17 protein-coding genes are annotated in these 19,814 nt (G+C 63.0%); 6 read left to right on the top strand and 11 right to left on the bottom strand.

Going from position 1 to position 19,814, the window contains the following annotated elements:
* Positions 1-5: 5 nt before the first annotated feature.
* The 5 genes from C8K18_RS11510 to C8K18_RS11490 all read right to left on the bottom strand — a co-directional run bounded on the left by C8K18_RS11510 (position 6) and on the right by C8K18_RS11490 (position 4,612).
* A complete protein-coding gene (locus C8K18_RS11510) occupies positions 6-1,622 on the bottom strand; it encodes a DHA2 family efflux MFS transporter permease subunit (RefSeq protein ID WP_258196102.1) in 1,617 nt (538 codons plus the stop codon).
* 7 nt (positions 1,623-1,629) lie between these two features.
* A complete protein-coding gene (locus C8K18_RS11505) occupies positions 1,630-2,730 on the bottom strand; it encodes an HlyD family secretion protein (RefSeq protein ID WP_181324857.1) in 1,101 nt (366 codons plus the stop codon).
* An 86-nt stretch (positions 2,731-2,816) separates the two neighbouring features.
* Positions 2,817-3,239, bottom strand: coding sequence for a MarR family winged helix-turn-helix transcriptional regulator (locus tag C8K18_RS11500; protein ID WP_053859357.1), 423 nt, complete (start codon positions 3,237-3,239; stop codon positions 2,817-2,819).
* A gap of 82 nt (positions 3,240-3,321) precedes the next feature.
* Entirely contained in the window at positions 3,322-3,744 is a 423-nt protein-coding gene (locus C8K18_RS11495) for a MarR family winged helix-turn-helix transcriptional regulator (RefSeq protein ID WP_006046554.1), read from the bottom strand.
* Between the two features lie 112 nt (positions 3,745-3,856).
* The gene (locus C8K18_RS11490) at positions 3,857-4,612 is read right to left on the bottom strand and encodes a TetR/AcrR family transcriptional regulator (protein WP_107707523.1); all 756 of its coding nucleotides are present in this window, start codon (positions 4,610-4,612) and stop codon (positions 3,857-3,859) included.
* A gap of 274 nt (positions 4,613-4,886) precedes the next feature.
* On the opposite strand from C8K18_RS11490, the gene C8K18_RS11485 reads away from it, so the two are divergent.
* From C8K18_RS11485 to C8K18_RS11470, 4 genes are all read left to right on the top strand, one after another.
* The gene (locus tag C8K18_RS11485; protein ID WP_107707522.1) at positions 4,887-6,068 is read left to right on the top strand and encodes an isovaleryl-CoA dehydrogenase; all 1,182 of its coding nucleotides are present in this window, start codon (positions 4,887-4,889) and stop codon (positions 6,066-6,068) included.
* A gap of 26 nt (positions 6,069-6,094) precedes the next feature.
* Positions 6,095-7,702, top strand: a complete 1,608-nt coding sequence (locus C8K18_RS11480; RefSeq protein WP_006046557.1) for a carboxyl transferase domain-containing protein — start codon at positions 6,095-6,097, stop codon at positions 7,700-7,702.
* A 28-nt stretch (positions 7,703-7,730) separates the two neighbouring features.
* The gene (locus tag C8K18_RS11475) at positions 7,731-8,516 is read left to right on the top strand and encodes an enoyl-CoA hydratase/isomerase family protein (RefSeq protein ID WP_107707607.1); all 786 of its coding nucleotides are present in this window, start codon (positions 7,731-7,733) and stop codon (positions 8,514-8,516) included.
* 72 nt (positions 8,517-8,588) lie between these two features.
* Positions 8,589-10,616: an acetyl/propionyl/methylcrotonyl-CoA carboxylase subunit alpha gene (locus C8K18_RS11470; protein WP_107707521.1), complete on the top strand. Its 2,028-nt coding sequence runs from the start codon at positions 8,589-8,591 to the stop codon at positions 10,614-10,616.
* Between the two features lie 56 nt (positions 10,617-10,672).
* On the opposite strand, the gene C8K18_RS11465 is transcribed toward C8K18_RS11470, so the two are convergent.
* A complete protein-coding gene (locus C8K18_RS11465; RefSeq protein ID WP_107707520.1) occupies positions 10,673-11,464 on the bottom strand; it encodes a phosphate/phosphite/phosphonate ABC transporter substrate-binding protein in 792 nt (263 codons plus the stop codon).
* Positions 11,465-11,494: 30 nt separating this feature from the next.
* Positions 11,495-11,773 (bottom strand): DUF1488 family protein, encoded by a 279-nt coding sequence (locus tag C8K18_RS11460; protein WP_006046561.1) that lies wholly within the window; start codon positions 11,771-11,773, stop codon positions 11,495-11,497.
* 526 nt (positions 11,774-12,299) lie between these two features.
* On the opposite strand from C8K18_RS11460, the gene C8K18_RS11455 reads away from it, so the two are divergent.
* Positions 12,300-13,451: a porin gene (locus C8K18_RS11455; protein WP_107707519.1), complete on the top strand. Its 1,152-nt coding sequence runs from the start codon at positions 12,300-12,302 to the stop codon at positions 13,449-13,451.
* A 128-nt stretch (positions 13,452-13,579) separates the two neighbouring features.
* Here C8K18_RS11455 and gph read toward each other — a convergent pair whose 3' ends face one another.
* The 3 genes from gph to C8K18_RS11440 all read right to left on the bottom strand — a co-directional run bounded on the left by gph (position 13,580) and on the right by C8K18_RS11440 (position 16,010).
* Complete coding sequence (gene gph, locus C8K18_RS11450) at positions 13,580-14,338, bottom strand: phosphoglycolate phosphatase (protein WP_107707518.1); 759 nt, start codon at positions 14,336-14,338, stop codon at positions 13,580-13,582.
* Positions 14,335-15,111, bottom strand: coding sequence for an HAD family hydrolase (locus C8K18_RS11445; protein WP_107707517.1), 777 nt, complete (start codon positions 15,109-15,111; stop codon positions 14,335-14,337). Before C8K18_RS11445 ends, gph begins: the two co-directional genes overlap by 4 nt.
* Positions 15,112-15,293: 182 nt before the next feature.
* Positions 15,294-16,010: a MotA/TolQ/ExbB proton channel family protein gene (locus C8K18_RS11440; RefSeq protein WP_107707516.1), complete on the bottom strand. Its 717-nt coding sequence runs from the start codon at positions 16,008-16,010 to the stop codon at positions 15,294-15,296.
* A 197-nt stretch (positions 16,011-16,207) separates the two neighbouring features.
* Here C8K18_RS11440 and C8K18_RS11435 point away from each other — a divergent pair, with 197 nt between their 5' ends.
* On the top strand, positions 16,208-17,359 hold the full coding sequence (locus C8K18_RS11435) for a beta-propeller fold lactonase family protein (RefSeq protein WP_107707515.1): 1,152 nt from the start codon (positions 16,208-16,210) through the stop codon (positions 17,357-17,359).
* A gap of 49 nt (positions 17,360-17,408) precedes the next feature.
* Here C8K18_RS11435 and C8K18_RS11430 read toward each other — a convergent pair whose 3' ends face one another.
* Positions 17,409-19,781 (bottom strand): TonB-dependent receptor, encoded by a 2,373-nt coding sequence (locus C8K18_RS11430; RefSeq protein ID WP_107707514.1) that lies wholly within the window; start codon positions 19,779-19,781, stop codon positions 17,409-17,411.
* Positions 19,782-19,814: the final 33 nt, after the last annotated feature.

Here is a 19,814-nt window from a genome sequence, read left to right as displayed (position 1 = left end):
ATTCCTTAATGGGCATCGGGCGGCGGCGCTGCATTACCGAACGGCCGCGATAACAGCACGCTCAACAGCCCGACCACGAAACACAGCGACAATGCGAAGAAAGTGTCGGAGAACGTGAGCACGAGCGCTTCGCGCATCACCAGCGCGTGCAGTTGCGCGAGTCCGGCGTTGGCCGCGTTCAGCGCGTTGCCGCCGACTGCCGCGAAATGCGCGGTCTGCTGCTGCAACACCGATTGGACGACCGGGCGCCCCGCGTTCAGATGTTCATCGAGCCGCTCGTAGTGCAGGTTCAGGCGGTCGTTCAGCATCGTGCTGCTCACCGCAATGCCGATCGCGCCGCCGAGGTTGCGCATCAGATTAAAGAGGCCGCTAGCGGAACGAAGCCTCGACATCGGCAACGAACCGAGCGCCATCGTCACAATCGGCGGGATACAGAATTGCTGGCCGATGCCGCGTAACGCCTGCGGGATCAGCAACTCACGCCAGCCCCATTGACTGGTCAACGGCACATACAGATAACAGCCGAGGCCGAACAGCACGAGACCGATCACCAGCAGAATCCGCATGTCGACGAAGCGCGCGACCACCGAGTACACCGCCATCGCGGCCAACTGAAAACAGCCGACCGATAGCAAGGCCACGCCAATCTGCAGCGAATCGAAACCACGCACACGCGACAGGAACACGGGCGTCAGAAACACCGCGCAGAAAATGCCGATGCCGGTAATGAACGACAGCAGACTGCCGATGCCGAAGTTGCGGATGGCCAACGCGCGCAGATCGACGATCGGCTCTTTGGCGGTGAACGCATGCACGATGAACAGAAAACCGCAAATCGCCGTGATCCACGTACACGTCACGATCACGTCGTCGCCGAACCAGTTCTTGCGCGGCCCTTCCTCCAGCACGTATTCGAGGCAAGCCAGAAAGCCTGACATCAGCAGGATGCCGAAGTAATCTCCCTTCTTCAGCAGCGACAGGTCGGCGTTGTCGAAGTGCACATATTTCGGCACCAGCAGCGCGACGGCGACACCCGGCACCAGGTTCAGATAGAACAGCCAGTGCCACGACCATTGCGACGTAATCCAGCCGCCGATCACTGGGCCGATGGTCGGCGCGAGCGTGGCGAGCGCGCTGATCGTGGTCGATGCAATCAGCCGCTGTTTGCCCGGAAACAGCACGAACGCGGTGGTGAACACGGTCGGAATCATCGCGGCGCCGAGCGCGCCTTGCAGGCCGCGAAACAGGATCATCGAGTTGATGTCCCACGCGAGGCCGCACAACATGCTCGCAATCGTGAAGCCGAGCGCGGAAAACGCGAACACCCAGCGCGTGGAAAACACACGCGTGAGCCAGCCGGACATGGGAATCACCACGATTTCGGCGATCAGATACGACGTCTGCACCCACGAGAGTTCGTCCTGACTCGCGGACAAGCCGCCGCCGATCTCCTTCAGCGACGACGCAACGATCTGGATGTCGAGCGTTGCCATGAAAAAGCCGACGCACATCAGCGTGAAGGCGAGGACTTTGATTCGCGTCGGCAGGTCGGCGGGGTTGGCGGGGTTGGCGAGGGCGGCGGGCGTGGCAGGGCCGGCGGAGTTGGCGAGAGCTTGCGTCATGATGGGCTCAGCCGCGCGCCGGCGTCTTGCCGCTATCGACATGCACTTTCACCGTGGCCGAGAGCCCGGGACGCAACGCGCCCTCCATGTTCTTCGGCACAGTAAGATGCACCCGCACCGGCACGCGCTGCACGATCTTCGTGAAGTTGCCGGTGGCGTTTTCCGCGGGCAGCACACTGAACGTCGCGCCGGTAGCCGGCGCCAGACTTTCCACCACGCCGCGGATGGGCGTGCTGAACGCGTCGAGATCGACGTCGACGCTATCGCCCACGCGCATCTTCTTCAACTGGTCTTCCTTGAAGTTCGCGTCGATCCACAATCCGCCCGACGGCACCACGGTCAAGAGCGGCACACCCGCGCTCGCCAGCACGCCGACACGCGCGGTGCGATTGCCGATATAGCCGTCGATCGGCGCACGAATGGTCGTGTACTCCACGTTCAGCGCCGCCACGCGCTCGGCGGCTTGCGCTGTCGCGATGCGCGCCTCGGCGTCGCCGATCTGCGCATCGAGCACGGCAATCTGGCGTTGCGCCGCGGTCAACGCGGCCGCGCTGCGATCGACCGCCGCGCGTGCCTTGACGAGATCGGCATCCGCGCGTTCGACGACCTGATTCGACACCGCATCGTCCTTCACGAGTTCGCGGTAGCGCGTCTGATCCGCGGCGCTGCGCGTCAATTCGGCGCCGGACGCGCGCGCTTCGGCGGCCTGCTGGTTGATGGTGGCGAGCTGCAACGATTTCTTCGCCTGCAGTTCGATCACTGCGGCTTGCGCGCTCCGCACTTCCGCTCTGGCTTGCGCGAGCCGCGCGTCGTAATCGCGTGCATCGAGCTGGATCAGCACGTCGTTCGCGTGGACAAACTGATTGTCACGCACGAGCACGTTCGTCACGAAGCCGTTGACTTTCGGCGCCATCACGGTGACGTCGCCACCCACGTAAGCATCGTCCGTTGTCTCGTAGAAGCGGCCGACGAAGAACCAGTACGAGACCGCAAGCGCGAGCACGGCAAGCACGGTGATGATCGCGAGCAGCATCCACGGAATGCGCCGTGCCGGTCTCGCGGTCTGCGCCGCACTCGGCGGGGCGATAGTCGATGGAGTAGTGGACATGTTGTCGGCCTGTGTGTATGCACTCTTTACGTTGAAAAAAAGCGGCCCGACGATTGCGCGAGCCGCATGTCGCTGTGTCCGCGACTTCAGTTGGAATCGTGGGTGACGGCAAACAGTTCGCCGCGCAATGCGGCCGCGCGCCGTTCGCCGAAACGATGCTCGAATTCGGCTTGCGCGGCCTGCCAATGTTGACCGCCCGCCTTCAGACGTTCTTCTCCCGCTCGCGTGATCGTGATGGTCAGCGCGCGCGCGTCGGCGCCGAGTGCGTCGCTCGACACGAGGCCGTTGCGGCGCAGCGGCTGAACGGTGCGAACGAGGGTCGTGCGTTCCATGCGCATGGCTTCGGCCATTTGCTTCATGGTCATCGCGCCAGTGCGTCTAAGCCTTCCTAGCAGCGAAAACTGCGTAATCGTGAGCCCAACATGAGCGAGGTGCCGGTCGTATATTTGCGAGACATAGCGCGCGGCCTGGCGGATTGCGAAGCAATCGTCGTCGAACAGTTCTTGCATTTCCGCGTTTCCTTATCAGTTAGTGCATATGCACATTTAAGGGCGAGCTGATCGCTGTTTGAACGAGCAGGCGAGTCGCTAATTAGTCGGTGATGCTAAAGAGTTCGGTACGAAGAATTTTGGCGCGCGCACGGCCGAACTTCTGTTCGAATTCGTCCTGCGCGGCGCGCCACGCAATGGCGGCCTGATCGAACATGGCTTCGCCTTGCTCCGTCAGGCTGAACAGAAACGTGCGGCCGTCGTGTTCCGCCGATTCGGCCACCACCAGTCCGTCGCGCTGCAAGGGCTTCATCGCGCGCAGGAGCGTGGTGCGCTCCATCACCATGGCGTCCGCCAGGTCTAATATCGGCAAATTAGGCGTGCGCGCGAGCTTCGCAAGAATCGTGAACTGGGCAGCCGTCAAGCCCACGCGGCCGAGATGGCGCTCATAGATTTGCGTGACATGACGTGCCGCCTGGCGCAGCGCGAAGCAGTTGCATTCGTCGTAGGAGATAGGGCGGTTCATGGGAAGCACTCTATGTGTGTATAAGCACACTGTCAAGCGGATCAACGGTCGATGCGCTGAAACGCTGCATTGCTGGAACTACAACAGCGGTGCCGATGGCGGCCTGGAGGCGCTATTCGCCGCTGGCCGGGTTCGTGGCGCGCGCGGCCGTTTCACGCGTGGCTTCGTCAAAACGCCGGTTGGCTTCCGCCACTTCCGCGCGGAACTGCTGCAATGCATTCACCGCGGGATCGGGCGGCGTCAACGCGGCCCACAGCACGTCGATCAGCTGATCCGCGGTGGCTTCGATGTCGGTATGCCGCTTCGCCAGCGTCGCGTCCCACAACACATGCTCCATCGGCCCGAACACCATCGAGCGTAATAAACGCAACGGCATGTCCGCGCGAATCTGGCCGCTTTCCTGGCCTTGCGCGAGGACGCGCATCAACGGTGCGGTGTAGCGGCGCTGCAATTCGGTCAGCGCTTCGCTCAATTCATGATGCCGCGCGCGGCCTTCCGATAGCACGAGCGCGCAGAGGTCGGTGCCGTTCACGAGCATCAGCCGCAAATGCGTGCGCACGATGAACGCGAACTGCTGACGCACGGTGCCGTCACGCGGCAGTCCGGATTCGATTGCGCCGATGATTTCGTCGTACCAGTCGCCGATCACCCGCGCGCACAACTCGCGCTTGCCGCGGAAATAGCTGAACACGGTGGCCTCCGAAACGCCAAGCCGCTGAGCGATCTCCGCGGTCGTCGCGCGTTCATAGCCCTTTTCGGAGAACACGTCGCGGCCCGCCTGAAGAATTTCCTTCACGCGCTGCTGCGACTTGCGCCCGGCCGGCTGGCGACGCGACGCGGGCAGTTCGGGCTTAATAGCAACCGTCATATGAGTCGGGGTCAAATTTATCGGCGAGCTTCGTATCGAAAACCCGGTCGATTCGATGCTATCACAAGCGGCAAGCCAATGAACCGGGTCAACCCGTTTTCTGAGTGACACTCAAAAATACCTATTGACGCTTACGTAAATCTGGCGTGAAATGCGCGTTGAACGTCGCGCCTTAAAGATCGGAAGATGCGATTCCGCATACGGCCGCAGACGAGGCCAGCCCGAATTCGCCGGCAACGCTCGCCGGCCGCCAATGAACTCTGGAGACACAGCAATGAGCAACCTGCCCGGTTTGCAATTCCCACTCGGCGAAGAAATCGAAATGCTGCGCGACAGCATTGCCGGGTTCGCTGCGAAAGAAATCGCGCCGCGTGCCGGCGAAATCGATCGCACGGATCAGTTTCCGATGGACCTGTGGCGCAAATTCGGCGATCTCGGTGTGCTCGGCATGACGGTCTCCGAGGAATACGGCGGCGCGAACATGGGATACACCGCGCATATGGTCGCGATGGAAGAGATCTCGCGCGCGTCGGCGTCGGTCGGTCTTTCATACGGCGCGCATTCGAATCTGTGCGTGAACCAGATTCATCGCAACGGCACCGACGCGCAAAAGCAGAAGTACTTGCCGAAGCTCGTCTCCGGCGAACATGTCGGCGCGCTCGCGATGAGCGAGCCGAATGCGGGCTCGGACGTCGTGAGCATGAAGATGCGCGCCGACAAGAAAGGCGACCACTACGTGCTGAACGGCACGAAGATGTGGATCACTAACGGCCCCGATTGCGACACGTTGGTTGTGTATGCAAAGACCGACGTCGAAGCGAATTCGCGCGGCATTACCGCGTTTATCGTCGAAAAAGGCATGAAGGGTTTTTCGGTTGCGCAGAAGCTCGACAAGCTCGGCATGCGCGGCTCGCATACGGGCGAACTCGTGTTCCAGGACGTCGAAGTGCCCGAAGAAAACATTCTGGGTGAACTGAACGGCGGCGTGAAGGTGCTGATGAGCGGGCTCGATTACGAGCGCGCCGTGCTCGCGGGCGGCCCGACCGGCATCATGGTCGCGGTGATGGACGCGGTCGTGCCGTATATCCACGACCGCAAGCAGTTCGGCCAGTCGATCGGCGAATTCCAGTTGATTCAGGGCAAGGTCGCCGATCTCTACACCACGTTGCAGGCGTGCCGCGCGTATCTGTACGCGGTCGGCCGTCAACTCGATACGCTCGGCACGGAGCACGTGCGCCAGGTTCGCAAGGACTGCGCGGGCGTGATTCTCTACACGGCCGAAAAAGCCACGTGGATGGCCGGCGAAGCGATCCAGATTCTCGGCGGCAATGGCTATATCAACGAGTATCCGGTTGGACGTCTGTGGCGCGATGCGAAGCTCTATGAAATCGGCGCGGGCACGAGCGAGATCCGTCGCATGCTGATCGGCCGCGAGCTGTTTGCGGAAACGATGTAAGCCGGGCCAACGAGGAGAACGACGCGATGCCGATCATCGAATCCAAGCTGAATCCGCGCTCCGACGACTTTCGCGCCAACGCGGCCGCGCTCGAGGCGCTGGTCGACGATCTTCGCGCGAAGGTCGAGAAACTCGCGCTGGGCGGCGGCCAGGCCGCGCGCGAAAAGCACACGGGCCGCGGCAAACTGCTGCCGCGCGAGCGCATCGAAAAGCTGCTCGATCCGGGCACGCCGTTTCTCGAGTTCTCGCAACTCGCGGCTTACGGCATGTATAACGACGACGCGCCGGGCGCGGGCGTCATCACCGGCATTGGGCGAATTGCGGGCCACGAGTGCGTGATCGTCTGCAACGATGCGACGGTCAAGGGCGGCACCTACTATCCGGTCACCGTGAAGAAGCACGTGCGCGCGCAGGAAATCGCCGCGGAAAACCGCTTGCCGTGCGTGTATCTGGTCGACTCGGGCGGCGCGAATCTGCCGAATCAGGACGACGTGTTTCCCGACCGCGACCACTTCGGCCGCATCTTCTACAACCAGGCGAATCTGTCCGCAGCGGGCATTCCGCAGATCGCCGTGGTGATGGGCTCGTGCACCGCGGGCGGCGCGTATGTGCCGGCCATGAGCGACGAGTCGATCATCGTGAAGAACCAGGGCACGATTTTTCTCGGCGGTCCGCCGCTCGTCAAGGCGGCAACCGGCGAAGTGGTGAGCGCGGAAGACCTCGGCGGCGGCGACGTGCATACGCGTCTTTCCGGCGTAGTCGATCATCTCGCGCAGAACGACGCGCATGCACTGGCGATTGCGCGCAGCATCGTCGGCAATCTGAATCGTACGAAGCATGTGCCGGTCGCGTTGCAGGAACCGAAGCCGCCGCGCTATGACGTCAAGAGCATGTACGGCGTGATTCCCGTCGACACGCGCAAGCCATTCGACATTCGCGAGGTGATCGCGCGCATCGTCGACGACTCGGCATTCGACGAATTCAAGGCGCGCTACGGCACGACGCTTGTGTGCGGCTTCGCGCATATCTGGGGGCATCCGGTCGGCATCATTGCAAACAACGGCATTCTGTTTTCGGAGTCCGCGCTCAAGGGCGCGCACTTCATCGAACTATGCTGCCAGCGCAAGATTCCGCTCGTGTTTCTGCAGAACATCACGGGTTTCATGGTGGGTCGCAAGTACGAGAACGAAGGCATCGCGCGTAACGGCGCGAAGATGGTGACGGCCGTTGCCACGGCGAAGGTGCCGAAGTTCACGGTGATCATCGGCGGATCGTTCGGCGCGGGCAATTACGGCATGTGCGGACGCGCGTATTCGCCGCGCTTCTTGTGGATGTGGCCGAACGCGCGCATTTCGGTGATGGGCGGCGAGCAGGCCGCGTCGGTGCTCGCCACGGTCAGGCGCGACGGCATCGAAAGCCGCGGCGGTTCATGGAGCGCCGACGAAGAAGAAGCCTTCAAACAGCCGATTCGCGAGCAGTACGAGCATCAGGGGCACCCGTACTATGCCAGCGCGCGCCTGTGGGACGACGGCGTGATCGACCCGGCGCAAACGCGCGACGTGCTCGGCCTCGGTTTGTCGGCGGCGATGAATGCGCCGATCGAAGACACACGCTTCGGCGTGTTCCGGATGTGACAGAGCGCGACGCATGGGAGCCGCCACGATGCACTATGAAACGCTGAATGTCGAGATCGCCGGACACGTCGCGACCGTCACGCTGAATCGTCCTGACGTGCGCAATGCGTTCAACGAAACGATGATCGCCGACATCACGTCGGCCTTCACCGCGCTGAACACACGCGACGATGTGCGCGCAGTCGTGCTCGCCGCGAACGGCAAGGCGTTCTGCGCGGGCGCCGATCTGAACTGGATGAAGAAGATGGCCGGCTACTCGCACGACGAGAACCGCGCCGACGCAATGTTGCTCGCCAGCATGCTGTCGTCCATCTATCGCTGCAACAAGCCGGTGATCGCGCGCGTGAACGGCGACGCCTACGCGGGCGGCATGGGCCTCTTGTCCGCGTGCGACATCGTGGTCGCGGTGGAAAGCGCGCGCTTCTGTCTTTCTGAGGCGCGTCTCGGCCTGATTCCGGCGACCATCGCGCCGTACGTGATACGCGCGTTGGGCGAGCAGGCGTCGCGGCGCTACTTCATCACCGCCGAGCAGTTCGACTGCGCGACCGCGCTGCGCCTCGGGCTCGTGAGCGAAGCGGTCAGCGCGGAGCAACTCGACGCCACCGTGCAGCAGATCGCGCAAACGCTCTGCGCCAACGGTCCAGAAGCGGTGCGCGCCTGCAAGCAACTCGTGCAGGACATGGCCGGCCGCGAGCTGAACGATGCATTGATCGAAGACACGGCGGCGCGCATCGCTCGCACGCGAGCCGGTGCGGAAGGCCGCGAAGGCGTCGCGTCGTTCCTCGAAAAGCGTACGCCCGCCTGGCGCGACTGACGTGCGGCTCACCGACATTGCGCGGCGCCTTGAGGCGTTCACCAGAAGAATATCCCGAGATCGAGACAACACATGTTCAACAAGATCCTGATCGCCAACCGGGGCGAGATTGCGTGCCGCGTCGCGGCGACCTGCAAGCGGCTCGGCATCGCCAGCGTGGCCGTCTATTCGGATGCGGACGCCGATGCCAAACACGTGAGCGCGTGCGACGAAGCCGTGCATATCGGCGGCGCGAGCGCGGCGGAAAGCTATCTGCGCATCGAGCGCATTATCCAAGCGGCACGCGCGACGGGCGCGCAGGCGGTGCATCCCGGCTACGGTTTTCTGTCGGAGAACGAAGACTTCGCGCATGCATGCGAAGCGGCGGGCATCGTATTCATCGGACCGCCGGTCGACGCGATTGCGGCGATGGGTTCGAAAGCCGCCGCGAAGGCGCTGATGCATGCGGCCGCGGTGCCGCTCGTGCCCGGCTATCACGGCGACGATCAGAACCCCGAACTATTGCATCGCGAGGCGGATTCGATCGGCTATCCGGTTCTGCTCAAGGCGAGCGCGGGCGGCGGCGGCAAGGGCATGCGCGTGGTCGAGCGCAGCGAGGATTTCGTGGCGGCGCTCGCTTCGTGCAAGCGCGAGGCGGCGAGCAGCTTCGGCAACGATCGCGTGCTGATCGAAAAGTATCTGACGCGGCCGCGCCACGTCGAAGTGCAGGTTTTCGCGGATCGTCACGGCGGCGCGGTGTATCTGTTCGATCGCGACTGCTCGGTGCAGCGTCGTCATCAGAAGGTGCTGGAAGAGGCGCCCGCGCCGGGATTGTCCGCGGAAATCAAGCGTGAAATGGGCGAGGCCGCAGTCGCTGCCGCGCGCGCGGTGAGCTATGTCGGCGCGGGCACGGTCGAGTTCATCATGACGGCTACCGGCGAGTTCTATTTCATGGAAATGAACACGCGTCTGCAAGTCGAGCATCCGGTCACGGAGATGGTGACGGGCCAGGACCTGGTGGAATGGCAACTGCGCGTGGCCGCAGGCGAGCCGTTGCCGCTGACGCAAGATCAACTCAAGATCGACGGCCATGCGATCGAGGCGCGCATCTATGCCGAGCATCCGGCGCGCGGCTTCTTGCCGTCCACCGGCACGCTCAAGCATTTGCGCATGCCTGAAGGCGTGGAATTCGCGATCGACGCGGCCGGCCTCGGCGAGCCGGGCCGTAAAGCGCCGGTGCGTATCGACAGCGGCGTGCGCGAGGGCGACACGATCACGCCGTTCTATGATCCGATGATCGCAAAGCTGATCGTGCACGGCGCGACGCGAGAAGAAGCACTCGCGCGAATGAGCCGTGCACTGCACGCATGCGAAGTGGTCGGGCCGCATACGAATGTGGAGTTTCTGCAGCGCATTGTCGAAAGCGAGCCGTTTGCGAGCGGCGATCTGGACACCGGTCTGATCGAACGGCATCACGAGGCCCTGTTCGCGCCTGTGAAAAAGCCTTTCAAGGAAGCGCTCGCGCTCGCATGCGGCGCGTTGCTCACGCGCGAAGGCGGCACCGCGCATGGCGCGTCGCCCTGGGATGCGCTGTCGCACTGGCGTCTGAATGGCGGCTACGCGCAGACGCTAGGCTGGCGCAGTGTCGAAGACGACAATGCTTTCATGGTCACGTTCGCGCGCGACGGCGGCACGCAAACGCTCGAACACGACGGTCTGCGCGAAGGCTTCACATGGTCGAGCGGTTCCGGCTTGCATGAGTATCGCGCGACCATCGGCGACGCGCGGGCCACGGGGCGCGTGTTTATAGACGGCGATACGTTTCATGTGTTCTGCCTCGGCCACGCACTGGCGTTCGAGTGGCAGAACCTGCTCGCGCACGCCGCGGATGCGGAACATGGCGAAGGCCGGCTGACCGCGCCGATGCCGGGCAAGGTGATCGCGGTGCTCGTCGAGCCGGGGACGGTGGTGGAGAAGGGCACGCCGCTCATCGTGATGGAAGCGATGAAGATGGAGCACACCATCGGCGCGCCGGCGGCCGGCGTTGTGTCGGAAGTGCTGTATGCGGTGGGCGATCAGGTTGCCGACGGCGCGCAGCTTCTGGTGCTGGACGTGCAGTAACGCGGGAATAGGCGCACGATTAAGCGCGCCGACAGGCTGAGCCAATCGGCGCCGTATCAGCCAAGCCGCGTATACCCCACCGCGCGCGCCTCGCTCTCAAGCTGCGCGATGCGCTCGTAGTCCTCGAGCGGCAACGCGGAAAACCCCTGCAAACGCAGGCGTTTTGCGCGTTCGGGATGCAGCGCCAGCGCTTCGTTCAGCGCGTCGCGCAGTGCTTCCACGGTTGCGGCCGGCACGGTGTCGGACGCAATCAACGGCAGCCCCGGCGACGCCGCTGTCATGCCGATGCGTCGAACCCGCCGTGCCAGTTCCGGCATTTCATCGCAGACGAAAGCGAAGGTCACGCAATCTATCGCGGCGACGTCCGCGTGATTGTCCGCAACGGCGCGCAACGAGCCGACATGCGAGCCGGTGCGCAGCGCTGCGCGAAAAAACGCACCTTCCTGCGAGTGTGGCGCCACTGCATGACGCAGCGCGTTCATGCCGCTATTCGAATCGTCCTGATTGTAGGCAACGCGCGCGCCCCGGCACGAGGCCAGCGTATCGAATGGCGCGTCGGCGCGCGTGACGATGACGCTCGAGTAATGCGCGCCTTCGCAACCGGGCGCGTCGAAACGCGGCGTCGCGACGAGTTGCACCTGCTCGCGCAGACCGTGCATCAACGGATAACCGCAGGTTTGTGAAATCAGCAGATTGGGCCGCCGCCAGAAGCCGTGCAATTCTTCATCGGGATCGACGATACGGCACGCCGGCTTGACCATGCGCAGCACGTCCGCAAGCCACCCGCGCCACTCGTTTTCCAGCGAGGGCGTGACGTTGTACATCGGCAGGGCGGCGATCCAGGTCATGGCGCAGTGCTTGCATGGCGAATGGGTGGACTAATGCATGATCATACGGAATTCGTCGACGCCTAGTGGCACTGGCTCTGTCGGCCGGAACGTCCACTTGCGCGCGGCCACCGTGAGGATCTCGCTTTGCGCGCCCTCGAACGCGAGCAGCAAGTCTTTCTTGCGCGCGCTTGCCGCGCCGCAATAGGCAATGAGCGCGTCCGCGCTGACTTCGAAAACCTGCGCCCGGTCGTCCCAGCAGACCCTGAACGCGACCGTTGCGCGCTCCGTGACACAGGGCCGGAATCCTTCATCCACATAGACCGACATGGCGACCTCCTTTTCGCGCGCGCGCCTGAGTCGTCAGCATGACAAGCTCCGCACCGCCAGTATGTGGGAGAGCCAGCATTCGCGAGAAAAAGCCAGTGCATGCCAACGGGCGCGGCGCGCGGGCCAGGGTTGTGCAATAGGCTGTCACTGAACCGGGATTCTCTTGATTCGATCGTCCCGCTTTGATAATTAGAAATGGAAAGGCGAATTAATAAAATGAAATATAAAGCCGCGATAAAGAGAGCGTGAAAAGATCAGGAAAGGAAACTCAATCGACCGCCGCTTGACTTCACACAATCGCGCTGGCTAAATGCATCCCGTTCGGTTCTTTCTCCACGTCTCCACGCAGGGAAAGTCGTTGCGCCGGGCTCGGGGCTATGTGTTCGCACATAGCCCTTAATTATTTGTAATCAATTGGCGATGCTAATCGTGTTGGAATTTCCAAACGCTTTTATTGATTTTTTAATTAATCAAGGTATGCTGCGCGTCCGCAATGTCTTTCTGAAACGTGAATAAAGGAACAAGGATGAAAAAGACAGCATTGACTTCTGCCTCTCTCGCACTGCTGGTCGCGGCGGGGTCCGCCCATGCACAGAACAGCGTGACGTTGTACGGCGTGATCGACGCCGGCATCGGCTATGTGCATAACGCCAGCTCGGGCAGCAATCTCGCGGGCATGCTCAACGGCAATCTGAGCGGCGACCGCTGGGGCCTGAAGGGCCAGGAAGATCTGGGCGGCGGCCTGAAGGCGATCTTCACGTTGGAAAATGGCTTCGACGTCGGCACCGGCAAACTCGGTCAGGGCTCGCGCGAGTTCGGCCGCCAGTCGTTCGTCGGGCTGACGGGCGCGACATGGGGCACGGTGACGGCCGGCCGCCAGTACGATCCGATCACGGACATGGTGCAGGGCGTCACCGCCGACAACTTCTTCGGCTCCGCTTTCGCAACGCCGGGCGACGTCGACAACAACGACAACAGCGCGCGCGTATCGAACGCGGTCAAATACGTGTCGCCGAACTACGCCGGCCTGCAGTTCGAAGCACTGTATGCATTCAGCGGCGTCGCGGGTCAGGCGGGCCAGGGCTACACCTACAGCGGCGCGGTGTCGTACTCGAACGGTCCGTTCTCGCTCGCCGGCGGCTACCTGCGCGCGACCAACGCATCGTCCACGACCGCGCGGTCGAGCTGGGCGAGCAGCACGACCGATTCGATCTTCGACAGCCATATCAACGACGGCTACGTGACGGCGAAATCGGTCAGCATCGCGCAGATCGGCGGCCAATACGCGCTCGGCCCCGTCACGCTCGGCGCTTCGTATAGCAACACGCAGTTGAAGAGCGACGGCGCGTCCACCTTCACCGGCACCGAGAAGTACAACAGCGGTAAAGCCTTCGTTGCTTATCAGGCGACGCCGGCACTGGTCGCGGGTCTGGGCTACGCGTACACTGCTGCATCCGGCGACACGTCGGCGCATTACCACCAGTTGAGCATCGGCGCGGACTACAACATCTCGAAGCGCACGGACTTCTACGCGGTCGCGGCCTACCAGCACGCGAGCGGCACGCAGCGTCTCGCCGATGGCACGACGCAGGACGCGCAGGCTTCGATCGGTTCGTATGGCTACAACGGCACCGATTCGCAGGCGCTGGCGATTGTCGGTATCCGTCACAAGTTCTGATGTTCCGCTGCGGTTGATTCTGCTGTAGCGGCTTGTTGACGAGCTTGTTGGCGAGCTTGCTTGCAGCAGAGAAACCGACGACCCGGACGCGTAAGTGTCCGGGTCGTTTTCATAGTGGACTGCGAGAACTACAGCCCGGCATCGGCGTTCAAGCGCTCATCGCGCAGCGCAAGCAGATCGGGCAACTGCGCGAACGAATCGATTAACGCATCGCACTGCAAGGCCGTCGCGCCATCCGGGCCGCCATAGCCGTAGCGCACGATAAACACCGGCACGCCCGCCGCGCGCGCCGCGCTCACATCGACAGGCGAATCGCCCACCAGAACGCTGCATTCCACGTCTGCATCGAGCAGCCGGCATGCGTGCCACAGCGGTTGCGGTGCGGGCTTCATGCTGTCGATTGAATCGCCTGCGACCAGTACGTCGATATCTTGCGCGAGTCCTGTCATGCGCAGCAGCGGTGCGGCCAACGCCTCCGGTTTGTTGGTCACGCACGCGAGCCGATAGCCGAGCCGCGCCAGCTTGCGAAGACCTGCGGCGACGTGCGGATAAACATGACCGAAGCGCCCATTCGTCTGCCGATAGTGCCGATCAAACACCGCGAGCGCGGCGTCGAGGTCGACTCGTCCATCGAGCGCCGCCGTTTCGAGCGTGCGCTTTACGAGGTTCGGCACACCTTTGCCGATAAAACTGCTGACCGTGTCGAAGGGCAACGGCGGCTGATCGAAATCGGCGAGCATGCGGCTCACCGCTTCGACAATATCCGGTGCTGTGTGGACCATGGTGCCGTCGAGGTCGATCAGCACGGCGCGCGTTCGTGATCGCGGCAACGCTTGCGTTAGCGTTGCCGCCGGCGCTTCAGGCGAAAAAACCGGCGGCGTCGTCATACGGCCGCAGCCTCGCTCAACGCATTGCGATGCCAGCCGCGCAATGTGTCGAGATCCACCCATGCGGGCCGCTCATTCTCGTTCGCAGCCGCCGAAGCGGGCGGCGCGTGCGGATCGCCGAGATGAGGCAGCACGGCGAGCGCGCCGTCGAAGGAATGATGCGCCGTGTACGCTGTCGGCGTCACGATAGTCGGCACAAACGCTGCACGCGCCGCGCGCAAGCCGTTCGCGGAATCTTCGAACGCGATGCAGTCCTGGCCTTTGAGGCCAAGTTGACGAAGCACGTCGAGATAAACATCGGGCGCGGGCTTCTTTGACTGCGTCGTGCTTGCATCGCCAATCGCGGCAAAGCGGCTGCGCCATTCGGGGCCGAACCGTCCGTGCAACAGCGCGTCGAGATTCGCGGGCGTGGTGGTGGTCGCGATGGCGACGGGGATAGAGGCCGCGCCCGCTTCATCGATCAGGCGCGCGATGCCCGGCCGCAACGGCAAGCCGCCATCGCGAACATGCGCCGCATAGTGACGCGTCTTGATTGCATGCACCGCGTCGATCACGCGGCTCACGCCGGGGCCTTCCGCCTCCTCGGGATCGACGATGCGCCAGTAGTGCAGCAGACGCTCCTTGCCGCCCGCCACGTCCAGAAGGCGCACGTAGAGCGCTTCGTCCCAGTGCCAGTCGAGACCGGCTTGCGCGAACGCCGCGTTGAACGCGTGCAGATGCGCGCTTTCGGTATCGGCAAGCGTGCCGTCGACATCGAAGATCAGGGCTTGCATGGGCCGGTCCTCTCACAGTGATGGAGAGCCGGCGCGATGCGTGACTGCATGACTGCATGACTGCATGACTGCATGACTGCATGACTGCATACCGCCGGTATGCAAGCCACGATAGCGGAGCGCGCACGCGATTTGAATTCAGAGATTCTTTGACGGGCGATAACGTATCGTTTAACGGTCCATTACCCGTGCGGCAATTGCAGACCCGTCACGAAGTACGCGTGCAGTCCATGTGCGAAGCGCTTGAGCCGCGTGACGATCGACTTGTTCGCGCGCGTGAGGCCGTTATATCCGAGCACCGCCGGTATCGCGACGAAGAGCCCGAACGCGGTCATGATGAGTGACTCGCCGACCGGTCCGGCCACATGATCGATCGACGCCTGACCCGTTTCGCCGATCGCGATCAGCGCATGATAAATGCCCCACACCGTGCCGAAGAGCCCGACGAACGGCGCGGTGCTGCCGATCGACGCCAGCACCGCGAGGCCGCTTTGCATATGCGCGACGGCGTCGTCGATGCTGCCTTGCAGGCGGCGCGCGATCCAGTCCGATACGTCGATGCGATCCTGCAAATGCGGCCTGGTGTCGCGATGATGCGCGGCCGCCTCAGATGCGGTCATCGCGAGAGCGAGCAGCGGATTGTCGCGCAGCGCCTCAGCCGATGCCTCACTACTGTGGCCCGCAAGGCCGCCCAGGTTCCTGAGCCCGTGTTCGAAGTTGTCGGCCTGCCAGAACTGCGCGTCGGTGCGCCCGGTTACTCGCTTGATGCGCAGCACATGCCACAGCTTGACGACGATAACCGTCCACGACAGGATCGACATGATGAACAATATGCCGAGAATCGCGCGCGTGATGAAATCGCCGCTTTGCCAGACATTCGCGAGACCATAGTGCTGCATGACCGTTTCCTTCGACTCGTCGAGCCGCCGCGTTCATTGTCCGCCGCGGCCCGGTGTTTTAGTACCGTTAGCGGCCTTGCCAGGTCAATTCGGGAAAATCTCCCGCCTTCGTCCGTTGTCAAACGATCCTCTAATGAACTACTTTGCTTGAATGCCGGCCTTGTGCGGCACAGTGCTTTTACAACGGAGCAGAACACATGCTGGAGACACGGTTTCGCAAAACAACACGGGGACGCGCCATCGTTTCAGCCTTGATCGCGGCGGGTATGGTCGCGGCGACGGCGTTCGGCGCCGCTTCGGCGCATGCCGCGGCGCCTCTCGCCTATGTGACGAGCGAGAAGGGCGGCGTCGGTGTGATCGACCTCGACAAGATGACGTTGACCCGAACCTTCCCCGTCGGCGCGGACGGCCCGCGCGGCCTGAGCCTCAATGCGGACGGCTCGCGCCTGCTGGTCGCCAACAAGAACACGGGCGATCTTGCCGTGATCGATACGGCTTCAGGCGAAGTCGTGCAGCGGGTGAAGATCGGTCAGAACCCGGAGTTTGTGCGCGTGCACAACGGCTATGCGTATGTGACGTATGAGCCGGGCGAAGACGGCGGCCCGCCTGCAGCGAGCGGACAGTCTGGGAAGCCAGCCGAGAAGCCAGCCGAGAAGCCAGGCGAAGCGCAAGCCGGCAAACCCCACGCCGACGACGATGACGACGCCAACAAGCCGCCCGCCGAGATCGCTATCGTCGATATGAAAAGCTGGCGCGTGGTGCGCTCGGTGACGAGCGGCCACGAAACCGAGGGCATCGAATTTTCACGCGACGGCAAGAACATGCTCGTCACCAACGAAGGCGACGATACGGTCTCCGTCTATCACGCGCGCACGGGCGCGCCCGTCAGGACCGTGAAGCTCGCGGCGGGCGGGCGTCCGCGTGGCATTCGCCTGTCGCCGGACGGCAAGGACTACGTGGTCACGCTGGAGTCGCTGAGCAAACTCGTCGTGATCGACGCGCGCACGTTCAAGGTGAAGAAGACCGTCGATACCAAACTGGGTCCTTACGGCGTCGCCTACGGTCCCGACGGCAAGCGGCTTTTCGTCGCGGCGGCGCGCGACAAGACGGTGCAGGTATTCGACGGCAAGAGCTACGAGCATCTTGCCGACGTGCCGGTCGGTCAGCGTTGCTGGCACTTCAGTTTTACGCCCGACGGCACAAAGCTGCTGGTCGCCTGCGGGCGCTCCGATGCCGTTTATGTGCTCGACGCGCGCAGTTATCAGCCGGTCACGCAGATTGGTCAACTGCCGCTCGCGTGGGGCATCGTCACCTATCCGCATAGCGACGGCTCGATCGAATCGCACTGAGCACGCGGAGGTCATGCGCGAGCCGACGCATGACCGCCCTCACTTTCACCTACTTCCACGCATAGCGCAGACCGACCCAAAACCCGCGCGGCGCGCCCGGTCCGACGAACTGTTCGTTGCTCGGATTCGCGCCGTCGAACGTATGGTTCGGGCCGTTGAAGAAGTTTTCTCCGAGCGAACCGAAGCTCGCATAGCGCTTGTCGAGCAGATTCGAGACGCTCGCAAACACCTGCAACTGTTTGGTGACCTGGTACGACGTGTCGAGATCGATCAGAAAATAGCCGGCGATCTTGCCGTTGACGTCCTGATTGTTTTCGTCGCCCTGTGCATAGATGCCGCCGCGCCACGTGAGGTTCGCGCCGACTCTCCACTTCGCGGTCGCCGCGTAGTCGAGTTGCAGCTTGACCGTGTTCGCCGGAATGCCGGGCAGATGATCGCCGGGCTTCACGTTGATGTTGCCGTTCGCATCCGCGCTGGAATTGCTCGCGCTGTTCTCGGTCCACGCGGTGCGATACGTCGCGTCGATGTAGTTGTAGCTCGCAGTCACCGCGAGCGGGCCTAGCTGGCTGCGTCCCGAGAGTTCGAACCCTTGCCGGCGCGTGCGGCCCACGTTCTGAAAGAAGCCGCGATTGCTCGCCGCGCCATTGCTGGCGATGAATTCGATGTCGTTATCGAGCGTGGTTCGATAGACGGCGGCGCTCCAGCTTGTCGTCTGGCCGATTCGTCCGCGTGCGCCGATTTCGAAGGTCTTCGAGATCACCGGTTGCAGCGGCGGGTCGGACACGAAGTCGTTCGGCAGCGAGCAGGGCGCGGCCGGGTCTGCACACGCGAGTTCGATCGCGGTCGGCGAGCGCATGCCTTCGTTGTAGGTTGCGTAGGCGGTGAACGCCGAGGTCGGATTCCAGTTGATGCCGACCGCCGGATTGAAGCGCGAAAACGTATGGTGTCCGTCCAGTTGCGGCTGAAGGCCGCTCGAATCGCCGATGGTCGCTTCGGCCCAGTTGTAGCGTCCCGCGAGCGTCAACGTCCATTGCTTCGTCAGCGATAAAGTGTCTTGCAGATAGATGCCGTAGTTGCCGTTATGGGTTTTCGCCGCGGTTTCCTGCGTGAAATCGCCGATGCCGACCGTCGCGCGCGAAGCCGTGAAAACCGCATCCTGCGACGATTGCGTGTAGCGCGAATTCGCGATGTCCGCGGATACGCCCGCAACGAACTGGTTCTGCATGCCGCCGAGTTTGCCGAGCAGCGTGAGTTGCAGGCTCGCGCCGTAACTATCGGTAGAGACGACGGATTTCTCGTTGGTCGCCTGCGTGGTGTCGACGTCGCCGTCGTCGTCGATCGAACCGAAGTTCGGATTCGTGTTGCTGCTCACATTGCTATTGCGGAAGTGCCGGTAGTACGCATTGCCGCTCAGCTCGACGTTATCGCTGAAGTAGTGTTCGCCGGACAGCGTCACGTAGCCCGCGCTGTTCAGGTTCTGATCGGGATACGTATAAGGCTGCTTCGGATTGCCAAGGAATGAGCGCGGAATGGTTTGCGTGCCGTGCAGATCGTTGTCCGCGCCGCCTGCGGATAACGACAGCGTGGTGTCGGCATCGGTATAACGCAGCTTGCCGAAAATCTGCCGCACGCGGCTCGCATTCTGCTCGGCCCAGCCGTTGTCGTTCGTGACGTTGCCGGTCACGTAGTAATCGAGGTTCTGGCCGATCGTGCCGCCCTGTTCGATCTGCGCGGTCTTGCGGCCCCACGAGCCGAGCGCCACTTCGGCCTCGCCGCCGGGGCTCGTCTTGCCGTTCTTCGTCGTGATGGCGAGCGCGCCGCCAAGCGTATTCAGCCCATACGTCGGATTCGAACCGGGAATCAATTGAATGGTGTCGATGGCCTGTTGCGGCAGCACGTCCCAGTTGACCACGTCGCCGAAAGGCTCGTTCACGCGCACGCCGTCGACGAACACCGAAATGCCCTGCGGTGTGCCGAGCAGCGGCGACGCCGTGAAGCCGCGATAGTTGACGTTCATCTGATACGGGTTGCCTTGCGCATCGGCGATGTCGACGCTCGGCAGATTCTTCGCGAGGTAATCCGTGAGATTGAAGCGATGCTGCGCTTCGATGTCTCGCGCGCGAACGGTCTGCACGTTGGCGGGCACCTGCGCGAGCGGCGTGCCGATGCCGAGCAGCGGCGTCGTGCCGACCACGACCACGGGCGTGAGCGTGGTCGAGGGCGTATCGTCTGGCGCATCGGCTGCGGCAGCCGCCGAAGCCGGAGCCGCAGCCGAAGCCGGTACGCCAGCCGCCGGCTCCGCTTGCGCCCATGCGCCTATCGACATGCTCGCGAGCGCGCTGCCGAATCCAAGCGTGATGCCGGCTCGCCGCCTGAAGCCGAGGCCGGGTTTTCCGCGGCGCACGTGTGATGAGATATTCATTATTCTGTCTCCTGCCGAATCGACGCTTTCTTC

Origin of the sequence: Paraburkholderia sp. GV068 (assembly GCF_003058125.1) — a bacterium.
In the GTDB taxonomy this organism is placed as follows: Bacteria; Pseudomonadota; Gammaproteobacteria; order Burkholderiales; family Burkholderiaceae; genus Paraburkholderia; species Paraburkholderia graminis.
Note: the sequence above shows the minus strand (reverse complement) of the source record. Positions and strands in the feature narration are given on the sequence as shown.